The organism is Nonomuraea sp. MG754425 (assembly GCF_021699195.1).
Classification (GTDB): Bacteria; Actinomycetota; Actinomycetes; order Streptosporangiales; family Streptosporangiaceae; genus Nonomuraea.
Map to the genome: position 1 here is coordinate 1 of NZ_SSXE01000135.1, position 26,673 is coordinate 26,673.

The window sequence follows — 26,673 nt, forward strand, 5'->3', positions numbered from 1 at the left end:
CCGCTCGGGCGGCTCGCCCGGATGCGGGGCCTCGGTGAGCGGGGGCTCCTCGTCCGGCGGCCCGGAGGGCGGCGGGCCGCTCGCGGGCGCGGACTGCGCGGGCGACGGCACCGCCGACGGCACGGCGGGCGGCGGGACGGCCGGCGGTGACGCCGAGCGGCCGGGCTCGGGCGGCGAGCCGAGCACGCCGAGCGGCCTCGTGGCGGCGCTGTCGAGGATGGGCACCACGGTCAGCGGCTCGTCCTGAGGGTCGCCCTGCCAGGGCAGCCGGATGCCCGGCGGCTCGCCCGTGGCCGGGAACGCGAACGTCGCGACGCCTGTCACCCCACCGTTCTCCTTCCCGATGTGCTGGAAGATCATCGCTATCGCCACCACGGCCGTGACCGCCGCCAGCGCGCCCGCCAGTGCCTGAGGCCATCGCCGAGCCCGCCGCTCCCGGGAAACGGGAAACCCGGCGGCCCCGAGCACGCCCGTACGCCTGGCGACGTAACGGCGGTAGGGCAGCAGTTCGGGGTCGGCGAAGCAGCTCATCACCCTGACGCGCAGCGAGTCGGGCAGCGCGGCGGCCGGCAGCAGCTCGTAGACCTTGGCGGCCGAGACCTCGCGGGTGCGGTGCGGCGCGCAGATCTCGCAGCGCGGCAGGTGCCTGACCAGGTGCTCGCGCATCTCAGGGGTCAGCTCGCCGGCGAAGCCCGCCAGGATGCGGGCCCGGCGCGGGCAGTCGTACGGGCCCTTCCTGGCCAGCACCTCGGCGGTGATCGCGTCGCGCAGCAGCTCGGCGGCCTGCTCCAGGAGCAGCTCGACCTGACGTGACGGCAGGCCGAGCACCTGGGCCAGGTCGGCGGCCGGCAGTTCGTGCCCGTGCACCAGTTCCAGGACCTCGCGTTCGGCCACGGGCAGGCTCCGCACGGCGTTCCAGGCCAGGACGCGCAGGTCGGCGTCGGCCGGGTCGTCGAGCGGCGGCGCCTCGGCCAGGGCCGCGTCGGAGCCCGGCAGCGCGGCGGCCCGGCGTCGCAGGCATTCGACGCGGGCCAGCGCGAACAGCCAGGCACGCAGCCGGCCGGGGTCGGCGAGAGCGCCGGCGTGCGCCTCCGCGGCGATCAGCGTGTCGCGGAGCGCCACCTGGGCGCTCTCGGCGCTCAGCAGCAGGGACCAGCAGTAGCGGTAGACGCTCTCCGCGTACGCGTCGTAGAGCGCGGCGAGTGCTCCTGGATCACGGGCGCGGAGTGCTTCGACCAGGGCGCGGTCATTCATGTGACTGAAGGTAATGGATCGGTAACTAGTAGTTCTACCCGTTCACGCCGATCGCTTCGCATGTCGGGCGACACGGCAGAATTTCATATGGATAAGGCGGGCCATCAGCCAGCATGGCCCGATTCAGCGGAAATTACTGCTTATATTCGGACACGATCTCCGTGCTGCGGTCCACCGCGAACGGCTCGCTCGTCGGCTTGACCGTGTGCGTGGGCGCGGCTCCGCTCAACGCCAGCTCCTCGTAGGGACGTCCGGTGGATCCCCAGGTCCTGGCGGTGATCTCGGTCCTGGCCACGTCGGTGCCCTTCGGCAGGCCGCTCACCGTGAGGATGAAGCGCGGCGGGCTGCCCGCCTCCACCTCGTCCACGAACGTGCTGCCGCCGCCGAGCAGTTTGCCCGCGCTGTCGCGCAGCAACGCGTTCACGACCAGCGTGCTGGCCGATATTTGATAAGGATTGCTCACGTATCCCGTAATCAGGTACGTGCCGTCCTTCTGACGCATCGTCTGGACCCGTGAGACCGGGAAGCGCTGGAACGCCGACGCGATGCGCGCCGCCGGCCGCCACTGCGCGGGACGGTACTGGATGCTCACCTTCGCCGGCTTCTGGGTGGCGCTGGCCTGGCCGGTGAAGGCCAGCGAGCCGCCCGGCGGCACGGCGTCGAGCGGCTGGTCCATCCTGACCACCTCGGCGCCCTTGGCGTCGTGGCCGACGATCGTGGCCACCACGTGCTCGCCGAAGTGCCACGGGTTGGCGTTGCTGAGCACGCCCGCCCAGTTCACGGCGTAGCCGTCGGTGGACTTGACGATGGTGGAGACCTGCTCCTTGAGAGCGAGCGGCTTGAGCTCTTGTGCTGGCTGCTCCTCGCTCGCACACGAGGACAGGCAGATCGCCCCCAGTGCGAGGAGGCTGACGGTTCGGATGCGCGGGATCACTTTGCCGTGATAACCCGAACATGGGCACGGCTGGCGCGGGACACGCGCCAGCCGTACCGATTCTTTAACGGGGACGCGCGACCCTGGTCTCGTCCCAGACCGGATCCGGCGACTCGTAGACCGCGCCGTCGGAGCCGAAGACGAGGTAACGGTCGAAGTCGGCGGCGAACCAGCGGTCGTGGGTGACCGCCAGCACCGTGCCGTCGAAGGCGTCGAGCCCCGCCTGCAGCGCCTCCGCGCTGGCCAGGTCGAGGTTGTCGGTCGGCTCGTCGAGCAGCAGCAGCGTGGCCCCCGACAGCTCCAGCAGCAGGATCTGCAGGCGCGCCTGCTGCCCGCCGGACAACGTGTCGAAGCGCTGCTCGGCGACCAGCCCGGCCAGCTCGTAGCGGGCCAGGGTCTTCATGGCCTCGTTCTTGAGCCTGGCGTGCTCGCTCATGACGATCTCGACCGGGGTACGGCCGAGCAGGTCGGGACGGGCGTGGGTCTGGGCGAAGTGGCCGGGCACGACGCGGGCGCCCAGCCGCGCGCCACCGTCGTGGGTGACCGGCTCACCCGCGAGCAGACGCAGGAAGTGGGACTTGCCCGAACCGTTGGAGCCGAGCACCGCGACCCGTTCGCCGTACCAGACCTCCAGGTCGAACGGGCGCATCAGGCCGGTGAGCTCCAGCCCCTCGCAGATCACCGCGCGCTTGCCGGTGCGTCCGCCGCGCAGGCGCATCTTGATGTTCTGCTCGCCCGGCGCCACCTCGGGCGGCCCCGCCTCCTCGAACTTGCGCAGCCGCGTCTGCGCGGCGTGGTAGGGCGCGGCCATGCCGTCGTTGTAGCGCGCCTTGTTCTTCAGCATGTTGACCAGGGTCTTGAGCTTGGCGTGCTCTTCGTCCCAGCGCCTGCGCAGCTCGTCGAGACGCTCGTTGCGGGCCCGGCGCGCCTCGGCGTACGTGGCGAAGCCGCCGCCGTGGATCCAGATGTCGCCGGACTCGACGGTGATGACGCGGTCGGCGGCGTTGGCCAGGAGCTGGCGGTCGTGGCTGATCAGCAGCACGGTCTTGGACGTCTCCCTGAGCTGCCGCTCCAGCCACTCCTTGCCGGGGACGTCGAGGTAGTTGTCGGGCTCGTCGAGCAGCAGGGTCTGGTCGGGGCCGCGCAGCAGCGCCTCCAGGACCAGGCGTTTCTGCTCGCCGCCCGACAACGTGGCCACGTCGCGATACTTCACGCGCTCGAAGGGGGTGCCGAGGGCGGCCACCGTACAGGTGTCCCAGAGCACCTCGATGTCGTAGCCGCCGGCGTCGGTGTAGTCGCCGATGGCCTGCGCGTAACGCATCTGCGTCTTCTCGTCGTCGCGCTCCATCATCGTCAGCTCGGCCTCGTCGAGCCGCCGGGCGGCCTCGCGCACGGCCGGCGGCGCGACGCCCAGCAGCAGGTCGCGTACGTTGCTCCCGTCGCGCACGCTGCCGATGAACTGCCGCATCACGCCCAGCCCGCCGGAGCTCGCCACGCTGCCCTCGACCGCCTGGAGGTCGCCGGTGACCAGGCGCATGAGCGTGGTCTTCCCCGCGCCGTTGGGCCCGACCAGGGCCGCCTTGACGCCCTCGCCGATCCTGAAGGACACGTCGTTGAGCAGGGGCCGCCCGTCGGGCAGCACGTACGTCAAATGTCCGACCTCAACGTGTCCCACGGTCTTTCCCCTCCTGTGCCCCCGCGCAGGCTACACGCCGCCCTCCTCCCCGGCCATCCGATTTCCCCGCCCCCTCGCACGCCCTCCGCAATCCCGCCAGGACATCTGAACTACTTCAGATATCCTGGCGGACATGGTGACGAAGAACTTTCAGTACAGCGCCTTTCTCCGCGGACCGACGCAGGTCCTCCCCTCGCTCGACGATGCCGACGTCATCCTGGAGCGACGCGATGATGAGAATCTCGTGCTCATGCGCGCGGAGCGGTTCGAGGCGGGCGCCTCCGGCCTGCGTATCGCCGCACGGGCGCTGGCCATCGTCGCCCGGCGCAACGCCGCGCTCGCCGAAGAGGTGCTGGCCGAGGAACTTCCCTGGGTCACCTGGCTCCCCGACGAGGAACGTCCCGAGTGCGTGCGCGAGCTTCTCGCTCACCTGATCGCAGGAGCGGACACGGGAGAGTTGCTGCCGTTCGCCCGCGCGTTGATGTCCTGGCGCTCCACCGCGCTGGTCTGGAGCGACCCGCAGCTCGCCCGCGAGCTCCAGGGGCCGTTCCCCGGAGACGGCCCGGAGGCGGCCCGACCTCGCGACGAGGCGTGATGGCGGGCCGAGGCGACGACGTCCCCCGACCCAACCCCTGGCACGTGCGCTTCGCCGACCGCCGCGCCGCCGAAGGCTGGGGCCACCTGCTCGCCCATGCCCGGGAGAACCTCGACAGAGCATGGGTCGCCATCACCTCCGACCCACGACATGTGGACAGCCGCCAGCACCCCCTCAGGGGCTCACTAGGAGTTGCGAAGGTCGGGGGCGACTCGCTGGAGCAGTGGCAGTACGAGGCCACATCGGGCGGGCGCGTCTGGTACGCGATCGACGATGAGCGTCGCACCCTCTGGATCACTCGGGCGGGGACCGGGCACCCGAAGGGGACCGACACGCGCGGGCGCTGAGAGGTCCTGGGTCTCACATGTGGTCTGGACAGTAAGTGATCTAATGACTAGAACTGTAGGGAGCCCCCACCCCTAGGACGTGTGATGACGCGATTCCGCTCAGCCCTGGCAGCCCTCGCCATCGCGTTGATCGGCCTCACGGCCGTGCCGCAGCCCGTCTGGGCCGCACCGCCCAGGCCGGTGCCGGTCGTACCGGAGGGGCGGGTCGCGGCGGATGCCTCCGCGTGCGCGCCGACCGTACGGGGCGCGGCCACCAACGCGCGGCTGACCAGCCTGTTCACCACCTACGGCAACGACAACAGCCGCCTGGACGACTGGACGGGCGCCGACGGCACCTACTCGCTCAAGCTGCCGAGCGGCAAGGAGCTGTGGATCTTCTCCGACACGTTCCTGGGCCGGGTCGATCCCGGCGGCTCCCGTCCGCCGGTGGTCGAGGAGGGCGGGACGACGGTGTTCCTGAACAACTCCTTCGCCGTCGAGCGCAACGGCCGGCTGTCCACGATCCACGACGGCACCGAGGCCAGGCCCACGGCCGTGATGCCGCCCCGCGACGGGAACCACTGGTACTGGGCCGGTGACGCGACGCTCGCCGGCGGCCTGGTCGAGGTGACCTACCAGGAGTACGAGCGCTTCGGCACGGGCGCGTGGGACTGGCGCTGGCACCGGAACGTGGTGGCCAGGTTCGCCCCCGGGCGGCTCGAAAGGCCGATCAGCGTGCACGACCTGCCGAGCGGTCACGGCGTGGCGTGGGCGTCGGGGATCCTGCGGGACGGCGCCCACACCTACGTCTACGGCGTGGAGGACCTCGGGTCGCCGAAGTACATGCACGTCGCCAGGGTGCGGGGGCAGAGCCTGCTCGGCCGGTGGGAGTACCTCAGGGCCGACGGCACCTGGTCGGCGGACGAGAAGGACTCCGCGCGGGTGATGAGCGGGGTCGCGAACGAGTACAGCGTCAGCAAGGTGGGATCGGGATATGTCCTGATCACGCATGACACGACCGAGGCGCTGAGCCCGAACATCGTGGCCTACTCGTCGTGCTCCCCCACCGGCCCGTTCACCGGCAGGCAGCACGTCTACACCACCCCCGAGACGGGCGGGAACGTCTTCACCTACAACGCCCACGCCCACCCCGACGTCGCCGGGACCGGGCTCGTCGTGTCCTACAACGTCAACAGCTTCGTCAACACCGACCACTACCGCGACGTCACCATCTACCGCCCCCGGTTCCTGGACGTGACGATCGGATGAGGCGCAACTGGGCGGCCCGCCTGCGGCACGGCACGATCGGCGGGCTGCGGGCGGTCACCCTGGAGAACGAGCGGCTGCGCGTGACCGTGCTGCCCGGCAAGGGTGGGGACGTGGTGGAGTTGCTGCACAAGCCCACCGACACCGACTTCGTCTGGCTCGCGCCGCAGGGCCTGCGTGACCCGGGCGAGCACCGCCAGGGCGCGGCCGACGACGTCGCCCAGTTCATCGACCACTACGAGGGCGGCTGGCAGGAGGTCTTCCCCAACGGCGGCGCGCCCAGCGAGTACCGGGGGGCGCGGCTGGCGCAGCACGGCGAGGTGTCCGGACTGCCGTGGGAGTGCGAGGTCGTGGCCGACTCCCCCGAGGAGGTCGCGGTGCGGCTGAGCGTGCGGACGCGGCGGTTGCCGTACCGGATGGAGAAGGTGCTGCGGGTGCGCTCCGGCACGGCGGCGCTGGAGATCGAGGGGCGCGCGACGAACGAGTCCGGCCTGCGGCTGCACGCCATGTGGGGCCAGCACATCGTGTACGGCGCGCCGTTCCTGCGTCCGGGGGCGCGGATCCGGCTGCCGGCCGGCGTCACCGTGATCCCGCACGAGAGCGCGATCAACCCGCCGGAGCGGCGGGTGCGCGCGGGCGGGCCGTGGACGTGGCCGAACGTGCCCGCCGACGTGCCCGCCGACGGGGGCGGCGACGGGGGCGGCGACGGGGGCGGCGAGACGGATCTGAGTGTGGTGCCGGAGCCGGGGTCGCCGAGCGACATCGTGTACGTGACCGGCTTCGACACGGGTTGGTACGAAATTTCAGGGGATATCGGCATGCGTGTGGAGTGGGACGCGACGGTGCTGCCGTACCTGTGGATGTGGCAGGAACTCGGCGCGTCCACCGGCTACCCGTGGTGGGGACGGGCGTACACGCTCGGGCTGGAGCCGTTCTCCAGCATGCCGACCGACGGCCTGGCCGCCGCCGTGGACAACGGCACGGCCCTGGTCCTGGACCCGTACGAGACGAAGGTGCTGAGGTTGCGCGCGGAGGTGCTGGCATGACCGAGTTCGACGGCAAGGTGGCCCTGGTCACAGGCGGTTCGACGGGCATCGGACGGGCGGTCGTCGAACGCCTGGCGGCCGGCGGGGCGTCCGTCGTGTTCTGCGGCGTGGACCAGGACGCCGAGCAGGACGGCGAGCGCGTCACGGGCCGGATCGCCGACGTGCGCCGGGCCGGCGAGCTGCGCGACCTGGTGGAGCTGGCCGTGACCCGGTACGGCGGGCTCGACATCGTGGTGACCTGCGCGGGCGTGCAGCGTTACGGCACCGTCGAGACCACCCCGGAGGACGTCTGGGACGAGGTGCTGGACATCAACCTCAAGGGCGTCTACCTCACCTGCCAGGCCGCCGTGCCCAGGCTGCGCGAGCGCGGCGGCGGCTCGATCGTGGTCGTCTCGTCGGTGCAGGCGTTCGCCTCGCAGGCGCGGGTGGCGGCCTACACCGCGAGCAAGGCCGCGCTCAACGGCCTGACCAAGGCCATGGCGCTCGACCACGCGGCCGACGGCATCCGGGTGAACGCGGTCTGCCCCGGCTCGGTGGACACCCCCATGCTGCGCTGGGCGGCCGACCTGTGGCGGGGCGAGCTGTCGCAGGAGGAGCAGGTCGCGCAGTGGGGACGCAGCCATCCCCTGGGCCGCGTGGGCCTGCCGGAGGAGGTCGCGGAGCTGGTGGCCTTCCTCGCCGGACCGCGCTCGTCGTTCATCACGGGAGCCGAGCACCGCGTGGACGGCGGGCTGCTCGCGCGCAATCCGGCGGCCCTTCCCGAATAAAGCGCGCCGCGCTTTGCGAAAAGCGCTTTATAAACGAGCGTTCCTCGAACAGGTAGAGCGCAGGCCACGGGTTCCTCCCCTCGCCCACCTGAGCTGGCAACAGTTGCGTCAATACGCCGAATTCGCAGGTCACCGCCCTGATACGAAATGAGTCTTGCGGGCCGGGGCACGCGACCCTCAACCGGGCGTGCAGCCCTTTGGATCGGGCGGGTCATGACGACCTGCGTTCGATTCGGCACGCTAAGTTACGAGGTCGAAAAGACTCACTGATCGAGGAGAGACCCGTGAGGCTATCCAAGAAGGCCGCCGGCTTCGTCGCGGCGGTCGCGATGTTCGCCGCGATCGCCCCCGCCGCCGCCGCGGTGGCCAGCCCCCGCTCGACCTGCTACGGCGGTCGCGTATGCCTGTACGCCGGATTCGACTACAACCGCGGGCAGATCGACCACTGGAGGGATTTCGTCCAGGACGACTCCAACTTCGAGGACAACAACTGGCTGAACTGGGACTTCAGCAACTCCTGGCACAGCATGAACAATGAGACCAGCTCGATCAGGAACCGCATCGGCTGCAGCGCCACCCTCTGGCAGCACCCGGGTTACACCGGCGCCCACAGCACGTTCACGCACAACTCGAACGACGGTTTCCTGGCGAACAACGCCATCGGCAACAACCGCGCCAGCGCGCTCGACATCTGGTGCCGCTGAGCAATAAGGGGAGTGCCGGTTTCCGGGCTTGGCCGCCGGAAACCGGCTGTCGCGCGTTGCTCGCGAGTTCGCTGCTGCTGGCGGCGACCGCCGCGGGCTGCGGCGCCGAGGAGCCCGCGGCACCGGCGCCCGTACGGGGTGTCACCTCCGTGTCGGAGCTGGTGCTGCCGTTCGACGCCTACAAGACCACTCCCCAGCAGCGGGCCGTCCTGGGCAACGCCCACAACCGTCTCGTCGTGCGATGCATGCGCAAGCAGGGCATCACCGTCGCCCCTCCCGTCGACGACCCGGCCGCGATCGCCGCGCTGGATCCCGGCAACTCCCGCCGCTACGGCGTCGCCGACACCGAGGCGGCCCGGCGCGCCGGCTACCATCTGGCCCGCCCGCCGTCGCCGGACACCACCGGCACCTGGGCCGGCAAACTGCCCAAACGCACCCGGCACCGCCTGTACGGCACTGCGGCCGACCGGGGTTGCCTCGACCGCGCGACGCACGTCCTGGACAAGGGGTCGCCGAAGGCGGACTGGTCGTGGCTGGCCCTGCAGGACTCGCTCACGCTGGAGCAGGCCGCCAAGCACCCGACGGTCGCCTCGGCCGTCAAGCTCTGGCAGTCGTGCATGAGCAAGGCGGGGCACTCGTACCCGTCGCCCGAGGCGGCGATCGCCGACGGCCGCTGGAACCTCGACGAGCCGACCGCCGTGACCGAGGAGGAGAAGCAGACCGCGGTCGCCGACACGCTGTGCAAGTGGTCGTCGGGCCTGGTCGCCGCCTGGTTCGCGGCCGATGCCGGGTTGCAGCGCACTCTCATCCGCGACAACCGTGATCGTTTCGAGCATCTGCGCGACAACCTCAAGCAGCGCCTGAGCCGGGCCTCACGCCTGCTCGCCGAGCACGAAGGCCGCGAGGTCCGCTGACTGGCGGAGCCTGCTGGGCTCGTGGACGTACATCATGTGGCCGGCCTCGTAGTACCTGAACTCCACGTTGCCGGCCAGCTCCGCGGGCACCGGCAGGTGGGCGAAGGTGTGCTCGGCCGCGAAGTACGGCGTCGCGCCGTCGTGGTAGCCGCAGGCCACGTGCACCCTCAGGTGCGGGTTGGCCCGCATCGCGGCGGCCAGGCGGGAGGCGACCTGCACGTGCGCGTTCTCGAACTCCTTGTACGACCACGGCCGCACGCGCGAGGTGAGCACCTCGTACGGCAGGTCGTTGGCGTAACCCAGCTCGGTGCGCAGGTAGTGGTTGAGCGCCGCGCTGTAGGGGCCCATGATCGCGTCCATGCTGGGGTCGGCGGTGAAGTGCTCGCGGCCGGCGTCGGGGTCCCAGCCGGTGAAGCGGCCGTCGAGCCGGCCGACGGTCAGGCGGCGCGCGCGCAGCAGTTCGGTGAAGAAGCGGATGTGCTCGACGCGCAGGTTCACCCGGTCCACGTAGTCCTCGGTGAGGCCGCTCAGCGCGGCGACCTTGGCGACCGCGGCCGAGCGCTCCGCGGCGGTGAGGCGGTTGCCGCGGGCCAGCACCCACAGGTAGTCGCGGCCGGCGTACTCCTCCGCCTCGCGCAGGACGTCGGCCAGCGGCCGGTCGCCGTGCAGCCCGTGGTGGTGCGCGATGGCCGCGTACGTCGGCAGGTAGAGGGCGTAGGCCAGGTCGTTGCCCTCGTTGAACTCCCCGGTGATGTAGTCGAGCACCGAGGAGATCAGCATCACCCCGTTGAGGTACATGCCGTAGCGCGACTGCAGGTGCTCGGCCAGCGCGGCGGCCCGGACCGTGCCGTACGACTCGCCGGCCAGGAACTTCGGCGACATCCACCGTCCGTTCCTGGAGGTCCACAGCCTGATCACCTCGCCGACGGACTCGATGTCGCCGGAGAACCCGTGGTAGGGCGCGGTCTTCTCGCCTTCGGCGACCCGCGAGAACCCGGTGGAGATCGGGTCGACGAAGACCAGGTCGCTGACCCGCAGCAGGCTCTCCTCGTTGTCCGCCAGCTCGTACGGGGGCGGCAGCAGCGCCCCCGCGTCCCCCATGACCACCCGGCGGGGCCCGAGCACGCCCAGGTGCAGCCACACGCTGGACGAGCCCGGCCCGCCGTTGAACGCGAACGTGACGGGCCGGGTCCCGGGGTCGGCCCCGTCCAGCGTGTACGCGGTGAGGAACACCTCCGCCTTCGGGCGCAGCCCTTCGAAGGTGCCGTCGGTGGTCACCTCCTCGCGCAGGACCAGGGTGCCGGTCGTGGCCGTGTACGACTGGCCCGACGGCGTGGTGTGGGAGGTGGTGACCAGGTTGTCGGCGGGGGCGGCCGGCTTCGACTCTTCAGACATGAAGAGCAATTATGGTCTTATATCTACCGAGATATCGGGATCGGCGAAGCGCTCGTTGGGCACCGTGGGATACCAGCCGGGCCGCCCGGGATCGCGATCGTACGGATAGCCCCCTGTCTCCCGATAGAACTCGGCGTAGCGGGCGACCTTCTCCCGGTCCAGGCTCACCCCGAGCCCGGGGCCCGACGGCACCGCGATGGCGCCCTCCGAGTACGCCATCCTGCCGCCCTCGATCACGTCGTCCGTGAGCTGGTGGTAGTGGGCGTCGGCGGCGTAGGTGAGGTTCGGCAGCACCGCGCCCAGGTGCAGCATGGTCGCGAGCTGCACCCCCAGTTCCCCCGACGAGTGCACGGCCACCCCGAGCTGGAACGTCTCGCACACCCCCGCCGCCTTCACGCACGGCCTGATGCCGCCCCAGAACGTCGTGTCCAGCAGCACCACGTCGGCGCTCCTGCGCAGCACGTTGGAGGCGAGCTGCTCGAAGTTGACCACCACCGTGTTCGTCGCCAGCGGGATCCTGACCTGCTCGCGCACGGTCCTGAGCCCTTCCAGCCCCCAGACCGGGTCCTCCAGGTAGTCGTTGTTCAGCCCTTCGATGGCCCGCCCGAAACGCAGCCCCTCGGCCACCGACAGCACGGCGTTCGGGTCGTACCTGAGCCGGTCGCCGGGGAAGGCGGCGGCCAGCGCCCGGTAGCACTCCAGCTCGTGGTCCGGCGGGAACACGCCGCCCTTGAGCTTGTGCACGGTGAACCCGTGCGCCTCCTTGAGCGCGGCGGCGTGCGCGACGAGCTGCTCGGGGGTGCGGATCTCGCCGTGCTCGCCGGCGGCGTACCGGAAGAACAGGTACGAGGCGAACGGCACCCGGTCGCGCAGCCGCCCGCCGAGCAGGTCGCAGACGGGCACCCCGAGATGACGGCCGATGAGGTCGAGGCAGGCGAACTCGATGGCGGCCAGGAGCTGCGTGCGGTTGTTGTAGAGCGAGGCCGTCGGGTTGGCGATCTTGAAGCGCAGCGCTTCGAGCTGGAACGGGTCATGCCCCTCCAGGTACGGCTTCAGCGCGCGGAAGGCCGACTCGGCGCTCTCGCCCCCGCCGCCCATCTCCCCCAGACCGATGAGCCCGTTGTCGGCCTCGACCTCGACAATCGTGCGGACGAACCGGCCCCAGTGCGCGCCGTTGCTGTGCCGCAGCGGGGCCTCCAGCGGGACCGCGACCGTCGTGGCCCGGATGTCGGCGATCCTCACTGGCGCGTCCCCCTGACCACGGCCACCCCGCAGGCGGGCAGCCGCACCTCGGCCGTCTCGTGCCCCTGCCTCGACACCCGCACCGTGACCGGCTCGGCGGCCAGCGACTGCAGCCGCACCCCGTCCCAGCCCAGGGACGTGACCAGCACGTCGGGATGGTCCACGGACACGTACTCCTCCTCGCTCGACGGGCCCTCGGTGATCAGTACCCCGGCGAACGGCTCGGTCAGCCCGGCCGCCGCCGCCGCGCCCAGCCGCCGCCCCTGGACGCCCGCCTCCGAGGTGACCGCGTACCGGAACGTGGTCTCACCCTGCTGCTGCGCGGGGAAGTTGGTGTCCCAGATGTTGTTGAGCGCCCACGAGTAGACCGTGCCGTCCTCCTGGTCGAGGGTCGGCGGGAAGGGCGCGTACGGCATGTGGATGGTGCCGAGCTGCACCAGCGGCGCTTCCAGCGTGGCCCAGGCGATGCTCAGCTCCGCGTCCTCGAAGGCGATCCAGTGCCTGATCGGCAGCATGTACTCGGCCGAGCCCGGCACCCTGGGCAGGTCGGGGCCGCCGACGCCGCCGGTCAGCTCCCAGGCGGCGGGCCGGCCCGCCGCGAACGGGAAGGCCAGGAAGACCGCCTCCTTGGCCGGGGTGCCCTGCTTGGCGAGCTGGTAGGTCAGATCGACGCGGGGCACGCCGTGGTGCAGCTCGATCGTGGTGCGGATCCAGTCCACGCCCTTGCCGCGCAGCTCCACGACCAGCCGCTCGCCGACCGGCGTGCGCCTGGCCTCCCTGACGGTGGCGTGGGTGCCGATGGCGCGGTCGCCCAGGAGGGTGCGGTCGTGCGCCCCGACGTGGCCCGACAGGTGGTTGAAGTGCGGGGCGGTGGCGTAGCGGTCGTAGACGTACTGGCCGAAGCCGGCTGCGGCGTCGCCGTTGACCAGTTCGCGGCCCGCCCGCTTGTCGAAGATCGAGCCGATGCAGCCCGCTCCCACGTCGTACGCCACCCGGTAGAACTCGTTCTCGATCACGCCGCCGGTGCCGAGGTCCACCGGTTCGGGCGCCCGGGTCTCGGCCGGGGCGACGTCCAGGCGCGCGTAGCCGAAGCCCGGCACGTCCGGGACGACGGCGTGCACGTGCCGCCCGATCGGGCGGGTCGGCCACTCCTCCGGGTCCACGAGCTCCTCGTGGTGCGGCAGCGTCGCCCCCGTCCTGGCGTCCACCAGCACGATCGGCACCTCGACGCCCACCACGTCGCGGGGCAGGAACGCGCGCACGACGTCGGTCCGCGCCCGGGTGCCCGGGTTGAAGACGGCGAACGAGGCCAGCGCGCCGCCCTCGCCGCCCGCCTGCGACAGCGCCGCGGCGAACCTGCGGATCCCGGCGTGCAGCAGGTCGGCGGCATCGTCCTGGGCCGCGTACGCGCCGGACGACTTGCGCGTCCACTGCAGGCCGCCCGAGTCGCCCGCCTCCTCGGCGTCCTCCCACGGGTTGGCCGCGCCCCACGTGTGCTCGTTGAACAGCGCCACCTTGTCGTAGGCGGCGTCCACCTGCTCGGTGGCGTCCACGCCGGCGAGCGTGTGCAACGTCTCGGCCGTGCGCAGGGCCGACTGCGCCCGGCGCACGTAGCCGAGCGGGCGCGCGCCCGAGCCGAGTCCGTCGGCCCACCAGTCGGTCCAGTCGCCCTCGTGCACCGCCAGCCGGTCGTGGTAGCGCTCCTCGACGTGCTCGAAGAAGTCGCTGTTGACGGCCGAGCGCAGGCGCGGGTAGGCCCACTGCTCGTTCCACCGGCGGGCGATCGTCGCGGGCACGATCGACGGGCCGGCGTTGTCGGCGTGCGCGCCCTGCACGCGCAGGTGCAGCACGTCCAGCTCGTACGGCTCCTTCGGCGCGTCGGGTCCCTGCCAGCCGAACGTGCCGGGCCCGTACGGGTAGCCCCGCGTGGCCAGCGCGGACAGGTAGCGCGGCAGCAGGTCGTCGGCCAGCTCGTAGGAGTCGGTGAGGCCGACCGTGTTGCCCTCCATGTACGCCATCCCGTGCGGCGTGTCGGTGAACCACACGAGCAGCTCGTTCCCGCTGGGCGCCCGCCACCGGAACGGCCTGGTCAGCTTGTCGCCGCCGTGCAGGTAGGGCACGGACCGGCCGGCCCAGTTGTGCGCCGCGGCCAGGTACCGCACGCCCGCCGCGTTCAGCGCGTCCACCAGCCCGACCACCGCGCCCGGCACGTCGGTGTGCATGGCCGACCTGGTGGTGAAGCCGTGGCGGCGTTCGAGCTGCTCGGTGAAGCGGAGCTGCCGGTGCAGCTCCTCGGTCGAGCATGCCTCGGTGTGCAACTGGAACGGCAGCGCGGTCACCTCGATCAAGCCCGCCCTGGCCAGCGCGGCGAAGGAGTCGACCATCTCCTTCGGCCGGGCCTCCAGCCACCTGAGCGCCGGCATCGACGACTCGACCGTCCACCGGAAGCGCGCGTCGTCCGGCCAGGACGCGGTCTCCTCGGCCAGCCGCAGCGCCGCGTCGAGGTAGTCGAGATGGTGACGCAGCACCGTGCCCTGCGGGTCGGTGTAGCCGATGTCGAGGTGCGAGTGGTGCACCACGAACACGTGCCACTTGCGCTGCGGCGTCACCGTGATCCGCGCGCTGCCGACCACCCCGGCGTCGTCGCGGCACTCCAGGGTCAGCGCGCGCGGCCCGTCCACCTCCGGCACCAGCAGCGTCACGTCGGTGCCCGTCGCGCTGTCCACGCCGGCCAGCACGTGCGTCAGGGGCTCGGTGCTGGTCACCCTGACCGCCTGGCGGCCGTCGTGGGTGAACAGCGGCAGCACCGCCACCCGCACCTCCAGCCCGCGCACGCTGATCACGGGCGTCGAGGTGTCGTCGCGCAGCGCCTGCCTGATGCCGTCGTAGTCGGGGCTTCCCAGGCTGCGCTGGAGCAACCGGCTGGTCATTGAACACTCCCTAGAGACAGGCCCCTGGCGAACAGGCGCTGGGTGGCGAGGAACAGCACGACGGTCGGCAGCGAGACCACCAGGCCCGCCGCCAGGCCGACCGGGACCGGGGTGCCGGCGTACACGTCGGTCATCAGGCCCGCGAGGGCCGTCATCACCGGCCGCACGTCCTCGCTCTGGGTGAGGGTGAGGCCGAAGACGAGGTCGTTCCAGATGAAGGTGAACTCCAGGATGAACACGGCCGTCAGCGCCGGCAGCGACATCGGCAGGTAGATGCGCCAGAAGACGCGCCAGGTCGAGGCCCCGTCCATGCGCGCGGCCTCGAAGATCGAGAAGGCCACGCCGGCGTAGAAGTTCCGCAGCACGAACGCGCCCAGCGGGGCGTTGATCGCCGTGTAGATGAGGATCAGGCCGAGGCGGGTGTCGTACAGGCCGGCCTCGCTGTAGCCGACGAAGAGCGGCACGAGCAGCATCTGCGAGGGGAAGACGGTGCCGCCGAAGATCAGCAGGAACCACCAGAACCCGTGCCGCAGCCGCAGCACCACGATCACGTACCCGGCCAGCGCCCCGGCGAGCACGCCGAGCAGCGGCGAGACGACACTGTAGAGCGCGGTGCTGGCCAGGCTGCCCGCCAGGTTCGCGCCCTCCACCGCCCGCGCGAAGTTCTCCAGCAGCGCGAAGTCCCCCGAGGGAGCCCACGCGGAGGCCGGGTCGTACGTGTCCGCCGGCCGCGAGGCGTTGACGAGCAGCAGGTACGTCGGCCCGAGCCAGACCAGCCCGAGCGCGACGAGCACGATCCGCCTGATCACGTGGCCGTCACCTGCCTGCGCAGGTACAGGTACGACGCCAGCCCCGTCACGACGGTCAGCAGCACCGCGACCGCCGAGCCGTAACCGTAGTCGCTGGCCACGAACGTCTCCTTGTACATGGTCACCGCCAGCGTCTCGGAGTTGCGCCCCGGACCGCCCTGCGTCAGCACCCACACGATGTCGAACGTCTTCAGGCTGGACACCAGCGCGAGCCCCACCACGACCGCCGTCAGGGGTCGCATGAGCGGCCAGGTCACGTGCCGGAACAGCCGCCATCCCGAGGCCCCGTCCAGCCGCGCCGCCTCGATCGGCTCCCTGGGGATGGACTGCAGCCCCACCACGAACAGCAGCGTGTTCACGCCGAGTTGCTGCCACGTCCAGACCGCCAGCATCGCGAGCGTGTTGGCCGGCGCCTCCTGGAGGAACGCGGTGTCCACGCCGAGCAGCAGGTTCGCGATGCCGTCGTGCGACAGCACCGGGCTCCACACCATGGCCAGACCGGCTCCGCTGAGCGCGTACGGCAGCATGAACGGCACCCGGTACCACGCGCCGCCCTTGAGGTCGTAGGACAGCACCGCGACCAGCAGCCCGAGCCCGACCGGCAGCGCCATCGTGCCGGCCACCCAGATCAGCGTGTTGCGGGTCGAGGTGAGCAGCGCGTCGTCGTCGAACAGCTTGACGAAGTTGGCCAGACCCACCCAGACCGGCGACTCAAGACCGTCGTAGCGGGTCAGGCTCAGGTAGGCCGTCCACACGAACGGCGCGTACAGCAGCACGGCGACCAGCACGGCGGCGGGCGCCACGTAGCCGTGCCCGAACCGGCCGAGTATGGGCGGGCGGCTCACTGATGCGTGCTCCAGTACTCGTCGGCCGCCTTCTGGATGCTCTCCAGGACCTCCATGTACGTGCCGGGCTCGGTCACGAACTTGCCGAACCCGTCGAGCGCGGCGCTCAGCACCGGGGGCGGTGTCGCCTCGAAGTAGCGGTTGACCAGGCGGTACTTCCCGCCGCCCGCGTCCTTGGTGACCGTGCCGAGCGCCTTGTCATCGATCGTCACCTTCGGATTGGCGCTCACGTCGCCCCGGCTGGTCGCCCACTTGTCCTGCGCCTCGGACGTGGTCCACCACTTGAGGTACTTCATCCCGGCCTCGGGGTCGGCCGCCTTGGTCAGCGAGCACAACGGCCCGCTCTCGAAGATCATCGACGTCTTCGGCAGCGCCGGGTTCACGTTCGGGATGACGAAGAAGTCGTAGTCGGCGCCGGCCTTCATGCTGCGCGTGGTCATGCTGGTGTTGAACCAGGTGCCGAACGTCACCATCGCCGCCTTGCCGGTCTTCAGCACGTCGCCGGGGTCGGTCTTGTCGCCCGGGTTGATGAAGTAGCCGGCGTCGATGAGCTGCTTCCACCGCTCCATCACCTGGACCACGCCCGGGTCGGTGTACTTCGCCTTGCCGGTGGACAGGCGGTCGTACAGGTCGGGGTCGGTGCCCGCCATGAGCTGCTCGAACCAGACGAACGAGAACAGCACGCTGGTGTGGTAGAACGCCTTGACGCCGGCCCGCTTGAGCGTCTCCGCCGTGGCGACCAGATCGTCCCAGGTCTGCGGCGGTTTGAGGCCGTGCTCGTCGAAGATCTTCTTGTTGTAGAACATCCCCCAGTAGGCGACGTTCATCGGCACGCAGTACTGCCTGCCGCCGACCGTGTAGTACGGCACGAGGTCCTGCGACAGGTCCCCCGCCTTGATCGCCTCCTGCCAGACGGCCGTGGTGTCGGCCACCTGCTTCTGCTTGACGATCTCCTCCAGCATCCCCCCGGTCTGCCAGGTGAACAGGTCGGGTTTGACGTTCGTGCGGAACGACGCCTTGATGAAGGCCTGGTACTGCGCCGAGTCCGTGTATCCCGTCGGTTTCATGCCCAGGCCGATGCGCTGCTTGGACAGGGCGCCCATCTCGTCGAAGTACTTCGTCCAGGCGCCTTTGTCGTTGTACAGGGTCAGCTCGGTCTTCTTCTGCGACACTTCCGCGCCGTTGCCGCCGCAGGCGGCCAGGACGAGTGCCGCCACGCCGAGCGTGGCCACACGTGACCGGTACATGGGCCGGCCTCCTTGGTTCTCATCGGGGGGATTTCATCCGGTGCTCGACGACCGTCTTCACATCCATCAGGTGGGCCCGCATGCGCTCCTCGGCCCGCGCCGCGTCGCGCGCCTCGATGGCTTCCAGGATGGTCAGGTGCTCGTCGTGGTCGCGGCGGCGGTCGTCGAAGATCTGCTGGATCTCGCGCTGCTCGGGCCCGTGGACGGTGAGCAGCGAGTCGACGACCTCGTGCAGCACGCTGTTGCCCGCCATCCGGGCGGTGGCCCGGTGGAAGGTCATGTTCGCGTCGTGCAGCTCGGCGTCCTCGCCGCCCAGGTGCCGGGACGCCTCGTCGAGCGCGTGCTTCAGCGCCGCCAGTTCCTCGCTGCCCGCGTGCCGGGCGGCCAGGGCGGCCAGCGGCGGTTCGATCAGGATGCGCGCGTCGAGCAGCTCCAGGAGCTGGGCGGTGCGGATCTCGCGCATGTTGGGGTTGGGCAGGACCAGCCGCTCGATGGCGGCTCCGACGTAGATGCCGGAGCCGTGGCGCAGCTCGATGGCTCCGGTGGCCTCCAGCCTGCGCAGCGCCTCGCGCAGGGTCGGGGTGGTGACGGCGAAGCGCTGGGACAGTTCCCTGGTGGAGGGCAGCCTGTCTCCCGGCCGGTGCCCTCCCGTACGGATGAGCTCCAGCATGCGCTCGGTCAGAGCGTCGGAAAGCGTCGGCCGCGCCACCTCGGACATATCAAGTGATCTAATCACTTAATGGCGGCAGCGTCTATGAGGGATTTGTCTTTCGTGGTCCGCGGCCTGTGATGTGGGCTCAGCCGGTCATTTCCTGATCAGGTTCATCATGAGGTCGATCTGGCCCTTGCGGGAGCTCTGCACCTGGGCCGCCCACCTCTGGACCTCCGGGTTCCGCCCGCCCGACACCTCCCCGGCGGCCATCTGGACGGCGTCGTCCTGGTGGGCGATGAGCAGGTTGCACAGGTCGTACTCGAAGTCGCCGGACCGCTTCAGCGCCTCGATCTGCTTGACGTCGGTCTCGGGCATGCCACCGTGGTGGTCGTGCGCGCCGGTGGGCGGGGTGAGCGGCTGGTCCCAGGAGTGCAGCCAGCGCAGCATCATCTCGACCTCGCTCTGCTGGGTGCTCTCGATGGCCGCGGTCAGCGTCCTGAGCTCGGGGTCGGTGGCGCGCGCGGCGCCCACCCTGGCGATCTCGATGCCCTGGCGGTGATGTTGCACCATCATCTGGACGAACATCACGTCCTCGGCGTTGACCGGCGGCTCGTCCGCGCCCTGCCCGCAGGCGGCGACCAGCAGGAGCCCGAGAATCGCTAAGACAGCGCGCACCCGTTCCTCCTTAACTGATAGGAAACCTTCCTAATCGATTTCCCGGCGACGCACAAGGGTCCCCCCAGCGGGTGGGGTTGACCTCAACCTCGATCGAGGTTGCACAGTTGGCGGCATGGGAAGCTTCGAGATCGGCGTCATCCTGCCCGGAGTCGCCGAACAGCAGCGGACCGGCCTCACCCTGGGCACGGCCGCCAGGCACGCCGAGCAGGCCGGGCTGGACGGCGTCTGGCACGGCGACCACCTGGCCGTCGGCGGGCCGGTGCTGGACGCGCCGATCGCGCTGGCCACCGCCGCCGCGGCGACGACCCGGATCAGGATCGGCGTCAGCGTGTTCATCCCCGCCATCCGCCCGCTGGCCTGGGCCGCCAAACAGCTTGCGACCCTGCAGTACGTCTCGGGCGAGCGGCTGGTGCTCGGGGTCGGGTCGGGCGGCGGGCCCCGGCAGTGGGAGGCGGCCGGGGTGCCGTACGGGGAGCGCGGGCAGCGTACGGACACCGCGCTGGCGTTGTTGCCACGGCTGCTGGCGGGCGAGCCGGTCCTGCTCCCGGACGACGGCGGCGCGCTCGCCCGCGTGGAACCCGCACGGCCCCACCCGGACGAGCCCGCGCCTCCCGGCGAGGCCGCGCCTCCCGGCGAGGCCGCACGACTGGGCAAGGCCACGCACCTGGGCGAGACCGCCCGGCTGGGCGAGGCCGCGCACCTGGGCGAACTCGGGCATCCCGGAGGGCCCCAGCATCCTGGAGAACGCCCGCATCCCGGCGAGTCCGCGTCTCCCGGCGAGCGCGGTCATCCCGGCGAGCCCGGCGATGGGGCCGGGCGGCCGTCCCGGCGTGTCGAAGGCGGCGAGCCGGGGCAGCCGGTGCGGCTCACGCCCGCCGTCGCGATGCCGCCGGTGTGGGTGGGCAACGCGTCCGCGGCGGCGATCCGGCGGGCCGCGCGGCTCGGCGACGGCTGGTTCCCCTCGCTGGTCTCCCCCGCGGAGGTCGCGGCCGGCCGGGACCGGCTCGCCGAACTTACGGCCGCCCATGGACGCCCGTCCTCCGTCATCGCCATCGGCGCGGTCGCCCTCGTCGGCGGCGGTCCGTCCGCCCAGGCCGAGATCGCGGCCGGCGTCAGCGCCGGTTACGGGCGTCCGCTGGAGGAGGTCGCCTCGATCCCGCTCACCGGGCCGCCCGCGCAGGTCGCCGAGCGACTGGCCGAGTACCGCGCGGCCGGGGCGGCTCACGCGGTCGTCGGGATCTCGGGCGGCGACTGGCGGGCCCAGGTCGAGCTGCTGGCCGAGGTCAGCAGCCTGCTGCCACGCTGAGACCCGCCGCAATCCCCCGCGAGCGCGCACCCGCAGGGGACTCCCTGGCACCGACCCTGACCGCCGAGTCCGGCGCAGGCGGGCACACCCGCAGGGACCCGCCATACTCTGGTGCCGACCCCGGCCGCCAACTCGGCGCGGGCGCTCGCCGTGCCGCTACCCCTGCGGGAGTTGCGCGGCGCTCCAGCAGTCCGGCGCGCCGGGACGTCCGCACCCGGCCAGCCCGTCCAGCACCCTGGCCAGCTCGGCGGTCCTGGCGTTGTCCGGATCGTTGGACTCCTGGTGCGGGTCGGTCACGGTGTCGTAGTACTCGGGCCGCGGATCCCCTTCGTACTCCACGTACAGCTCACCGGCCGTCCGGACGGCGGCGTAGCTCGGCGGCGCCGAGTTGGCCGGGGCCTGCACCTCGTCGGCGTCGGGATCCGGTTCCCCGGCCGCGGCCAGGTCCGGCTTGACGTGCTCGATCAGCGCCGCCTCACGCCAGTCCCCGACCTGGTGCCCCTGGATGAGCGGCAACAGGCTGCGCCCGTCGCGGGGCTCACCGCGTACGCCCGCCATGTCGAGGAAGGTGGCGAACAGGTCGACGTTCTGGGCGATGGCATCGACGGACAGGTCGCCGTGCCGCGCCGCCGCCGGCCGCTTGACGAGCAGCGGCACCCGTACGTCGTGGTCGTAGGCGGTGGACTTGCCCCGCAGCAGCCGGTGCTGCCCGAGGTGGAACCCGTTGTCGCTGGTGAAGACCACGTACGTGGTACGCCGCTCCTCGGGGCTCAGCGCCCCTAGCACCCGCTCCACCATGTCGTCCACCGACTGCACCATCCGGATCCGGTCCCGGAAGTCCTTGCGCAGCGCCTTGACGACGCTGTCCGCGAGCGGCTCACGCCGTACCCAGGAGGGCTTGTCGGAGGTGTCCTCGTCGAAGGCTGGCAGTTCCGTCGCCGCGTCGATGCTCGCGCAGTCGGGCCCGCCGCAGTCGCCGTGCGGGAACTCACCGGCAGGCCACTGGTCCTTCGGCCGGTCGCGTCGCGCGGGCGGGAACCTCGGCTCCTTCTGCCCCGCCTGGACGCCGATCCGGGAATGCGGCGCGAACGGCGACACCTGAAGGAAGAACGGCTTGCCCGGCGCGTGCCGCCGTGACCGTTCGATGAAGTTCACGGCCCGCTGCCCGAGCTCGTCCGTCAGGTATTTCCCGTCGGACGGATCGATCGGCTTGTCCTGCGCCGTCTCCTCCTTGATGTAGCGGGTGAGCTCGTACTTGAACTCGCTGTATCCGCCACCGGCCGCCACGTGCCACTCGTCCCAGCCGGCCGGCACGTGATATCCGGCGGCCACGGGATATTCGTTGATGTACTTGCCCAGGTATCCCGTGCGATAGCCAGCCTGTTCGAGCGAGACCGCGTACGTGCGGTTCTCGTGCTTCTCGAAGGCCGAATAGCCACCGCCGTCGGATCCCTTGTTCGTGGCCACCCCCGTGTTGTGCGGGAACTGGCCGGTGAACATGGAGGCCCTCGACGGGCAGCACAGCGAGTTGGACACGTAGTAGTTGCTGAACGTCGTGCCGTTCTCGCCCAGCCCGCGCACCGCGTCCATGTACTGGAGCAGTTCGGCGGACAGGTCGTCGACGAGGAAGAAGATGATGTTGGGCTGCTTCGGCGCGCTCGCCGTCCCGGCCCCGGCCTGCGACACCGTCGTCATGGCCAGGACGACGGCTAACGCCACCGCCAAGGCTCTCCTGAGGTTCCCTGCCACGGACATGACTGCCCCTTTGACAACGCTGGAGGATGAGGGTTGCGACAAACGACGCTATTCCCCGCCCATCCGCCCCATCAACCCATCCCTCCTCCGGACTTCCTGACAGAACCATCCGCCCGCGGGAGCCCTCCGGAGCGCCGCGACGTCAACGACTGGAAGCGGCCTTCGGCGGAGCCCAGGGTGTGAAAGTCCACGATCTCGAAAAGCCCGCGCACGTGCTCCTGAAGCCGCTCGTCGCTCCGGAAGGAGAAGAAGCGGGGCGGGTCGTGGTCGTCCCGCTCGAAGGGTCCCTCGCCGGTCAGGCTGTCTCCGCCGTACACGCCGAGAAAGAACAGCCCGCCGGGCCGCAGCAGCGCGTGAATCGTGGCCAGGACCGCGGGAAAGTCGTCCTCGGGAACGTGCAGCAGGCAGTTCAGCGCGTACACCGCGTCGAACGAAGCGGGGGCGAAATCGAGGCCGAGGAAATCCATGACATGGGCCTCGACGCCCTTCTCCCGGCAGAGGGCCACCATCGCGGGTGACAGATCGGCTGCCACCACCCGCAGCCCGTTCTCCTGGAAATAGGCGCTGTCCCGGCCGGTTCCCGCGCCGATTTCCAGGAGCCGTCCGCAGCCGTGTTCCTGGAGCCGGTTCAGGAACGTCTCGCGCTCGGCCAGTTTCCACGGGGCCGGCCTGCCGCTCGCCTCGCGCCGCTCGGCGCCCCCGTCGTACGCCGTCCGCAGCGGACCGATCACGTCGTCGTAGCGCATGCTCATCCCGCCATGATCCCTCGCCGGTTGCGGGAACCCGCCTCGTCCAGCAGGATCAGGCCCGACGAATCACCACCGAAGGCGGCCCGTTGAACTTCAGCGTCGACTACGAACCGACCCCCGACGAAGTGGCACGGGCCATGGAGCAGGCTCTGAAGCACCAGCTCAGGGTCGTCATCTGGCTGTTCCCCACGGTTCTGGCAGTGCTCGGCGCGATCTTCCTGCTGCTCGACGTCATCGGCGTCGGCTCGGGCCTGCTGGTCGCCGCGGTCGTCGTCCCGTTCGTGATGGGGTGGTCGCTGCGCCGCTCGGTCCGCAAGCAACTGTCCCACCTGTGCGTGCCCACCACGATCAGCGTGACCGACGACGGCTACGAGAGCCGCTCCGAACAGCTCACCACCTCGATGCGCTGGTCGTTGTTCTCCAAGGTCGTCAACACCCCGGAGTTCTGGCTGTTCTACGTCAACAACCAGACGACCGGCTTCCTGCCCAGGCGCGCCTTCAGCCCGGAGCAGCAGTCCCAGCTCGACACCGTGCTCGCCCGCTGAAGCGGGTTCAGCCCGGACCGGCCTTCAGCAGCTCGTAGATCGCGTTGGCGTGGAGGACGATCCGCCGGTTCTCCCTGCCGTGGCAGCGTCCGTACCGTTCCTCGGAGCCGCACTCGCACGGACTGCCGCGCGTGACGACGGTGAGTTTCAGCAGCCGGACCGCCAGGTCGGCGCGGTCCGGTGCGAAGGTGGTCCTGGTGATCCCCAGCGCTCGTTCCAGCAGCGGCGCCGCCGCGCCCGGCGTCCCCAGCGCGCACAGGCTCTGCACCATGTTCGACAGCACGACGGCCACGTCCGGGTGATCCGGCCCGGACGTCGTCTCGGTGATGGCCAGCACCCGGCCCAGCAGCGGCAGCGCCTCGTCGGACCGGCGCTTCACCCGGACGAAGGCGGCGGCCTGCTCCAGGGCGAGCGGCAGACACCCCACCTAGCCACCCGACGAACAACTGTTCACGGGAACGTGGCCCAGATCACCCTCAGGTCAGGGCCTCTGGACGGAGCACCTCCTCGCGGAGGATCCGATCGATCTCATTGGCATCGGCGTTGTGACTCGTCTGACGCCGGAGTTCTTTTCGTACGGCGTCGATGACCACATCCGATCGGAGGACCTGCGCCAGAGACTTGGGTGATGTGGCAGCGCGGGCCCGCCACAGATCATCGATAAGCCGCCGCTTGAACGCCTCCTTCGTGAGGTAGAACAGCGCGTCCGTCTTGGCCGCGAGGCTCTCACCATTGAGCATGTCCACCTCGAGAGCCAAGTCAATGACGACGGGAAGGCCCGCTGTCATGTGGTATGCCTGCCACACTTGCCCATTCGACAGGAGCATCCATTCGACGCCCTCGTTCACCGCGTACATCTGCACCTGGCGTAGATGTCTGACATTGAGCTTCTGGCTGCAGCGCTTGACCTCGATGAAGGCGACCAGTTGCTTGTCGATGCGTATGCCGTAGTCCGCGAACTCGCCTTTGACCTGATACTCCGTGGTCAGCTCTTCGTACTTGTCGTATCCGAGCCCGTCGCACAGGAAATCGGTGATGAGGAGCCGGGTGTCCCCCTCGTTCGCATCACGAGCGACGAGATCGCTGAGTGGTTTGTTGTAGCGCCTTACCGCTGCCCGGACACGGTCTCGCGCCTCGGTTTCCCATTTCGGAGCCGTGCGAGCAGCGGAAGACTTCCGCGCGGGAGAGATTACGCCCTCTTTGGGGGCTTCCAAGGAGTTGGCGGACTGCTCGTTGCTGACGTTCGCCTTCGCTGCCTGCTCAGTCATGGCTCCACCTGCGACTAGTAGTGACAAGGCAGGCTAAGACGAGCCATAAGATCAACTCATCAGCTATTTTCAATCGATACAAAAATGACTCTCGACACGACATGACAAATCCTCCAAATGCCCCAAATTTCCAGGCGGAAAATCTCGACCGGCGACCTGTCCGGGCGCGTCAGAGCAGGCATGAAAGGCATGCCTTGAACTCTGCCGTCTCGCCTCGTCCGACCGGAACTGGCGGAACCGGCCCGGAGACCGCACGCCCACCCAGACCGCCCACACGACTTCACGGGGCAAAGGCCCTCAAGTCGCCACCATCGGTTACCGTCGAAACATGACCCTCTACTGCTATGTCTGCATGGGGCAAAAGCAAGCCGGTGAGGCTTACACGATCATGCGAGGGTACGCATTCTGCTTCGATCACGCCCAGCAGGTCATGGCCGACAAGAGAACGGGGCATCCCAGTCTCGACGGCTCGGCATTCCGCAGGGATCTGCAAAGACTCATAGAACGCGGCCGACCTGACAGCGGCGGCGAACGATGATCGTCATGCCGCTGATCGGCGCCCTGGTCGCCCAGCATGGGACAGAGGCTCTTGGCCGCATAGAGCGTCGTGACGGCGTCGGCGAGACGAGACCGTCCCGCACGCCCTCGGACGCCGAAATCCAACATATAACCAATTAAAAGGGGACTTCATTACGTTAGCGGACATATCGCGAGATCGCAGTTGGTAGCGGGGCGATTCGTGTCGCCATCCAGCTCCTCGCGAGTCGGCACGATCAGTCATCTGGATGAGGAGCCGTGACGGGTTTGGGCGCGGTCTGGAACACCAGGATCGTTCGCCTGATGGCCCTGCTCGCGTTCGTGCTCAACGCGGTCGACGCCCCCAGGGCGACCGTGCTGATGCCCATCTACCTCCGTGACATCGGGGCGCCGGAGGCGGCGCTGGCCTGGGTCGCCGGAACGTACACCGTCGGATCGCTGCTCGGGCTCGTCTCCTATTCCGCGGTCGCCGGGAAAGTGCGGGGCGAGCGTCTGATCGTGTGGCTCCTGGCACGCTGTGGAGCGTCCTGCTGATCACCGCCGTGGCCTATGCCCTGTCCACCCGGCCCGTCGTCCAGATCGTCCGCCAACCTGGACGAGCCGGCGCGAGCGGGCGCCCCGCGGCGTAGCAGCGCCGCCACCACCTCTTGACGCCTACGAGTGGACGCCCGTCGGGGCACGTCCCCTGAGTTCAGGGTCTCCAGTACTCCTGCTCCCACCGCCGCATGTCCTCGGCGTTTCCGATCTTGATGCCGAAGGTCCAGGTCGGATCGAAGAACAACCAGTAACGGGACTCGAGTTCGAGGGCGAGACACTTGATGACATCCTCGGCCGGATCAGACCCGCCATCCGTGCCCGGACGGACGGTGGTACACCGAAGCCGGGACCAACCATCCCAGCCACTCGAAACGGGAGATCTTCTCCACAATGAGGTGATCTCAGCGAATGGCCGGAAGATGGTTGTACTCCAAATTAGTGAGAACAAGCGCCGCACGGGCGATATCGCCGATTCCGCTTTCCAAAAAAGCGGGATTTGATTATCGAAAAGCCACCATCGCTGACGACTGACCGATTGGAGTTACGGGCCATTGCGGGCTCCAGGAGGTCCATTATCCGGAGGGCAGGATCGCGACATACTGAACGCTTTTCATCCTCACGCCGCCTGCGAAACTCGGTGATTCTGCAGGACGGCGATGGCCTTGCACAGGTGGCCGGCCTTGGACGGGCTGCACCG

Annotated in this window: 26 protein-coding genes; 11 read left to right on the forward strand and 15 right to left on the reverse strand. The window is 69.9% G+C overall.

Annotated features, from left to right (window positions below; genetic code table 11):
- The 3 genes from FAF44_RS36295 to FAF44_RS36305 all read right to left on the reverse strand — a co-directional run.
- Nucleotides 1–1,254 (reverse strand): RNA polymerase sigma factor (locus tag FAF44_RS36295; RefSeq protein WP_237107867.1); only part of this gene is annotated, 1,254 nt, incomplete at its 3' end.
- A gap of 133 nt (nt 1,255–1,387) precedes the next feature.
- The gene (locus tag FAF44_RS36300; RefSeq protein ID WP_237107868.1) at nt 1,388–2,188 is read right to left on the reverse strand and encodes a hypothetical protein; all 801 of its coding nucleotides are present in this window, start codon (nt 2,186–2,188) and stop codon (nt 1,388–1,390) included.
- A 64-nt stretch (nt 2,189–2,252) separates the two neighbouring features.
- Entirely contained in the window at nt 2,253–3,863 is a 1,611-nt protein-coding gene (locus tag FAF44_RS36305) for an ABC-F family ATP-binding cassette domain-containing protein (protein ID WP_237107869.1), read from the reverse strand.
- A 133-nt stretch (nt 3,864–3,996) separates the two neighbouring features.
- On the opposite strand from FAF44_RS36305, the gene FAF44_RS36310 reads away from it, so the two are divergent.
- From FAF44_RS36310 to FAF44_RS36340, 7 genes are all read left to right on the forward strand, one after another.
- Nucleotides 3,997–4,458 carry a hypothetical protein gene (locus tag FAF44_RS36310; protein ID WP_237107870.1) on the forward strand — a complete coding sequence of 154 codons (462 nt, stop codon included), beginning with the start codon at nt 3,997–3,999 and terminating at the stop codon, nt 4,456–4,458.
- On the forward strand, nt 4,458–4,805 hold the full coding sequence (locus FAF44_RS36315) for a hypothetical protein (RefSeq protein ID WP_237107871.1): 348 nt from the start codon (nt 4,458–4,460) through the stop codon (nt 4,803–4,805). Before FAF44_RS36310 ends, FAF44_RS36315 begins: the two co-directional genes overlap by 1 nt.
- Before the next feature lie 84 nt (nt 4,806–4,889).
- Entirely contained in the window at nt 4,890–6,053 is a 1,164-nt protein-coding gene (locus FAF44_RS36320; RefSeq protein ID WP_237107872.1) for a DUF4185 domain-containing protein, read from the forward strand.
- Nucleotides 6,050–7,096 (forward strand): DUF4432 family protein, encoded by a 1,047-nt coding sequence (locus tag FAF44_RS36325; RefSeq protein ID WP_237107873.1) that lies wholly within the window; start codon nt 6,050–6,052, stop codon nt 7,094–7,096. The genes FAF44_RS36320 and FAF44_RS36325 overlap by 4 nt, the downstream gene beginning before the upstream one ends.
- Entirely contained in the window at nt 7,093–7,863 is a 771-nt protein-coding gene (locus FAF44_RS36330) for an SDR family NAD(P)-dependent oxidoreductase (RefSeq protein WP_237107874.1), read from the forward strand. Before FAF44_RS36325 ends, FAF44_RS36330 begins: the two co-directional genes overlap by 4 nt.
- 284 nt (nt 7,864–8,147) lie before the next feature.
- Nucleotides 8,148–8,567, forward strand: coding sequence for a peptidase inhibitor family I36 protein (locus tag FAF44_RS36335; protein ID WP_237107875.1), 420 nt, complete (start codon nt 8,148–8,150; stop codon nt 8,565–8,567).
- Between the two features lie 56 nt (nt 8,568–8,623).
- Nucleotides 8,624–9,481 (forward strand): hypothetical protein, encoded by an 858-nt coding sequence (locus tag FAF44_RS36340; protein ID WP_237107876.1) that lies wholly within the window; start codon nt 8,624–8,626, stop codon nt 9,479–9,481.
- On the opposite strand, the gene FAF44_RS36345 is transcribed toward FAF44_RS36340, so the two are convergent.
- From FAF44_RS36345 to FAF44_RS36380, 8 genes are all read right to left on the reverse strand, one after another.
- Entirely contained in the window at nt 9,440–10,876 is a 1,437-nt protein-coding gene (locus FAF44_RS36345; RefSeq protein WP_237107877.1) for a S10 family peptidase, read from the reverse strand. The two genes, FAF44_RS36340 and FAF44_RS36345, sit on opposite strands and share 42 nt — an antisense overlap.
- Before the next feature lie 9 nt (nt 10,877–10,885).
- The gene (locus tag FAF44_RS36350; RefSeq protein ID WP_237107878.1) at nt 10,886–12,118 is read right to left on the reverse strand and encodes an enolase C-terminal domain-like protein; all 1,233 of its coding nucleotides are present in this window, start codon (nt 12,116–12,118) and stop codon (nt 10,886–10,888) included.
- Entirely contained in the window at nt 12,115–15,048 is a 2,934-nt protein-coding gene (locus FAF44_RS36355) for a glycoside hydrolase family 38 C-terminal domain-containing protein (protein ID WP_237107879.1), read from the reverse strand. The genes FAF44_RS36350 and FAF44_RS36355 overlap by 4 nt, the downstream gene beginning before the upstream one ends.
- Nucleotides 15,045–15,857 carry a carbohydrate ABC transporter permease gene (locus FAF44_RS36360; protein ID WP_237107880.1) on the reverse strand — a complete coding sequence of 271 codons (813 nt, stop codon included), beginning with the start codon at nt 15,855–15,857 and terminating at the stop codon, nt 15,045–15,047. Before FAF44_RS36360 ends, FAF44_RS36355 begins: the two co-directional genes overlap by 4 nt.
- Nucleotides 15,854–16,702 (reverse strand): carbohydrate ABC transporter permease, encoded by an 849-nt coding sequence (locus tag FAF44_RS36365; protein ID WP_237107881.1) that lies wholly within the window; start codon nt 16,700–16,702, stop codon nt 15,854–15,856. The genes FAF44_RS36360 and FAF44_RS36365 overlap by 4 nt, the downstream gene beginning before the upstream one ends.
- Nucleotides 16,699–17,949, reverse strand: a complete 1,251-nt coding sequence (locus tag FAF44_RS36370) for an ABC transporter substrate-binding protein (protein ID WP_237107882.1) — start codon at nt 17,947–17,949, stop codon at nt 16,699–16,701. The genes FAF44_RS36365 and FAF44_RS36370 overlap by 4 nt, the downstream gene beginning before the upstream one ends.
- Before the next feature lie 19 nt (nt 17,950–17,968).
- Nucleotides 17,969–18,667 carry a FadR/GntR family transcriptional regulator gene (locus FAF44_RS36375; RefSeq protein WP_237107883.1) on the reverse strand — a complete coding sequence of 233 codons (699 nt, stop codon included), beginning with the start codon at nt 18,665–18,667 and terminating at the stop codon, nt 17,969–17,971.
- 87 nt (nt 18,668–18,754) lie between these two features.
- Nucleotides 18,755–19,276, reverse strand: coding sequence for a DUF305 domain-containing protein (locus tag FAF44_RS36380; protein WP_237107884.1), 522 nt, complete (start codon nt 19,274–19,276; stop codon nt 18,755–18,757).
- Between the two features lie 115 nt (nt 19,277–19,391).
- Here FAF44_RS36380 and FAF44_RS36385 point away from each other — a divergent pair, with 115 nt between their 5' ends.
- Nucleotides 19,392–20,585: an LLM class flavin-dependent oxidoreductase gene (locus tag FAF44_RS36385; protein ID WP_237107885.1), complete on the forward strand. Its 1,194-nt coding sequence runs from the start codon at nt 19,392–19,394 to the stop codon at nt 20,583–20,585.
- 156 nt (nt 20,586–20,741) lie between these two features.
- Here the strand turns inward: FAF44_RS36385 and FAF44_RS36390 are convergent, their stop codons facing one another.
- Together FAF44_RS36390 and FAF44_RS36395 are read right to left on the reverse strand one after the other, a co-directional pair.
- Complete coding sequence (locus FAF44_RS36390; protein ID WP_237107892.1) at nt 20,742–22,304, reverse strand: sulfatase; 1,563 nt, start codon at nt 22,302–22,304, stop codon at nt 20,742–20,744.
- 107 nt (nt 22,305–22,411) lie between these two features.
- Nucleotides 22,412–23,086: a class I SAM-dependent methyltransferase gene (locus FAF44_RS36395; RefSeq protein ID WP_237107886.1), complete on the reverse strand. Its 675-nt coding sequence runs from the start codon at nt 23,084–23,086 to the stop codon at nt 22,412–22,414.
- Nucleotides 23,087–23,175: 89 nt separating this feature from the next.
- Here FAF44_RS36395 and FAF44_RS36400 point away from each other — a divergent pair, with 89 nt between their 5' ends.
- Complete coding sequence (locus tag FAF44_RS36400; protein ID WP_237107887.1) at nt 23,176–23,634, forward strand: YcxB family protein; 459 nt, start codon at nt 23,176–23,178, stop codon at nt 23,632–23,634.
- Nucleotides 23,635–23,641: 7 nt separating this feature from the next.
- Here FAF44_RS36400 and FAF44_RS36405 read toward each other — a convergent pair whose 3' ends face one another.
- Nucleotides 23,642–24,061, reverse strand: coding sequence for a tetratricopeptide repeat protein (locus FAF44_RS36405; protein ID WP_237107888.1), 420 nt, complete (start codon nt 24,059–24,061; stop codon nt 23,642–23,644).
- A 49-nt stretch (nt 24,062–24,110) separates the two neighbouring features.
- Nucleotides 24,111–24,902 (reverse strand): type I restriction enzyme HsdR N-terminal domain-containing protein, encoded by a 792-nt coding sequence (locus FAF44_RS36410; protein ID WP_237107889.1) that lies wholly within the window; start codon nt 24,900–24,902, stop codon nt 24,111–24,113.
- Between the two features lie 328 nt (nt 24,903–25,230).
- Here FAF44_RS36410 and FAF44_RS36415 point away from each other — a divergent pair, with 328 nt between their 5' ends.
- Nucleotides 25,231–25,440 carry a DUF2180 family protein gene (locus tag FAF44_RS36415; protein ID WP_237107890.1) on the forward strand — a complete coding sequence of 70 codons (210 nt, stop codon included), beginning with the start codon at nt 25,231–25,233 and terminating at the stop codon, nt 25,438–25,440.
- 257 nt (nt 25,441–25,697) lie between these two features.
- The gene (locus FAF44_RS36420; protein ID WP_237107891.1) at nt 25,698–25,973 is read left to right on the forward strand and encodes a hypothetical protein; all 276 of its coding nucleotides are present in this window, start codon (nt 25,698–25,700) and stop codon (nt 25,971–25,973) included.
- Nucleotides 25,974–26,673: the final 700 nt, after the last annotated feature.

Coding starts and splice junctions, on each gene's coding strand:
- FAF44_RS36310 (WP_237107870.1), top strand. CDS start 3,997: ATGGTGACGAAGAACTTTCAGTACAGCGCCTTTCTCCGCGGACCGACG.
- FAF44_RS36385 (WP_237107885.1), top strand. CDS start 19,392: ATGGGAAGCTTCGAGATCGGCGTCATCCTGCCCGGAGTCGCCGAACAG.
- FAF44_RS36315 (WP_237107871.1), top strand. CDS start 4,458: ATGGCGGGCCGAGGCGACGACGTCCCCCGACCCAACCCCTGGCACGTG.
- FAF44_RS36395 (WP_237107886.1), bottom strand. CDS start 23,086: ATGCGCTACGACGACGTGATCGGTCCGCTGCGGACGGCGTACGACGGG.
- FAF44_RS36355 (WP_237107879.1), bottom strand. CDS start 15,048: ATGACCAGCCGGTTGCTCCAGCGCAGCCTGGGAAGCCCCGACTACGAC.
- FAF44_RS36375 (WP_237107883.1), bottom strand. CDS start 18,667: ATGTCCGAGGTGGCGCGGCCGACGCTTTCCGACGCTCTGACCGAGCGC.
- FAF44_RS36320 (WP_237107872.1), top strand. CDS start 4,890: ATGACGCGATTCCGCTCAGCCCTGGCAGCCCTCGCCATCGCGTTGATC.
- FAF44_RS36325 (WP_237107873.1), top strand. CDS start 6,050: ATGAGGCGCAACTGGGCGGCCCGCCTGCGGCACGGCACGATCGGCGGG.
- FAF44_RS36410 (WP_237107889.1), bottom strand. CDS start 24,902: ATGACTGAGCAGGCAGCGAAGGCGAACGTCAGCAACGAGCAGTCCGCC.
- FAF44_RS36345 (WP_237107877.1), bottom strand. CDS start 10,876: ATGTCTGAAGAGTCGAAGCCGGCCGCCCCCGCCGACAACCTGGTCACC.
- FAF44_RS36330 (WP_237107874.1), top strand. CDS start 7,093: ATGACCGAGTTCGACGGCAAGGTGGCCCTGGTCACAGGCGGTTCGACG.
- FAF44_RS36370 (WP_237107882.1), bottom strand. CDS start 17,949: ATGTACCGGTCACGTGTGGCCACGCTCGGCGTGGCGGCACTCGTCCTG.
- FAF44_RS36415 (WP_237107890.1), top strand. CDS start 25,231: ATGACCCTCTACTGCTATGTCTGCATGGGGCAAAAGCAAGCCGGTGAG.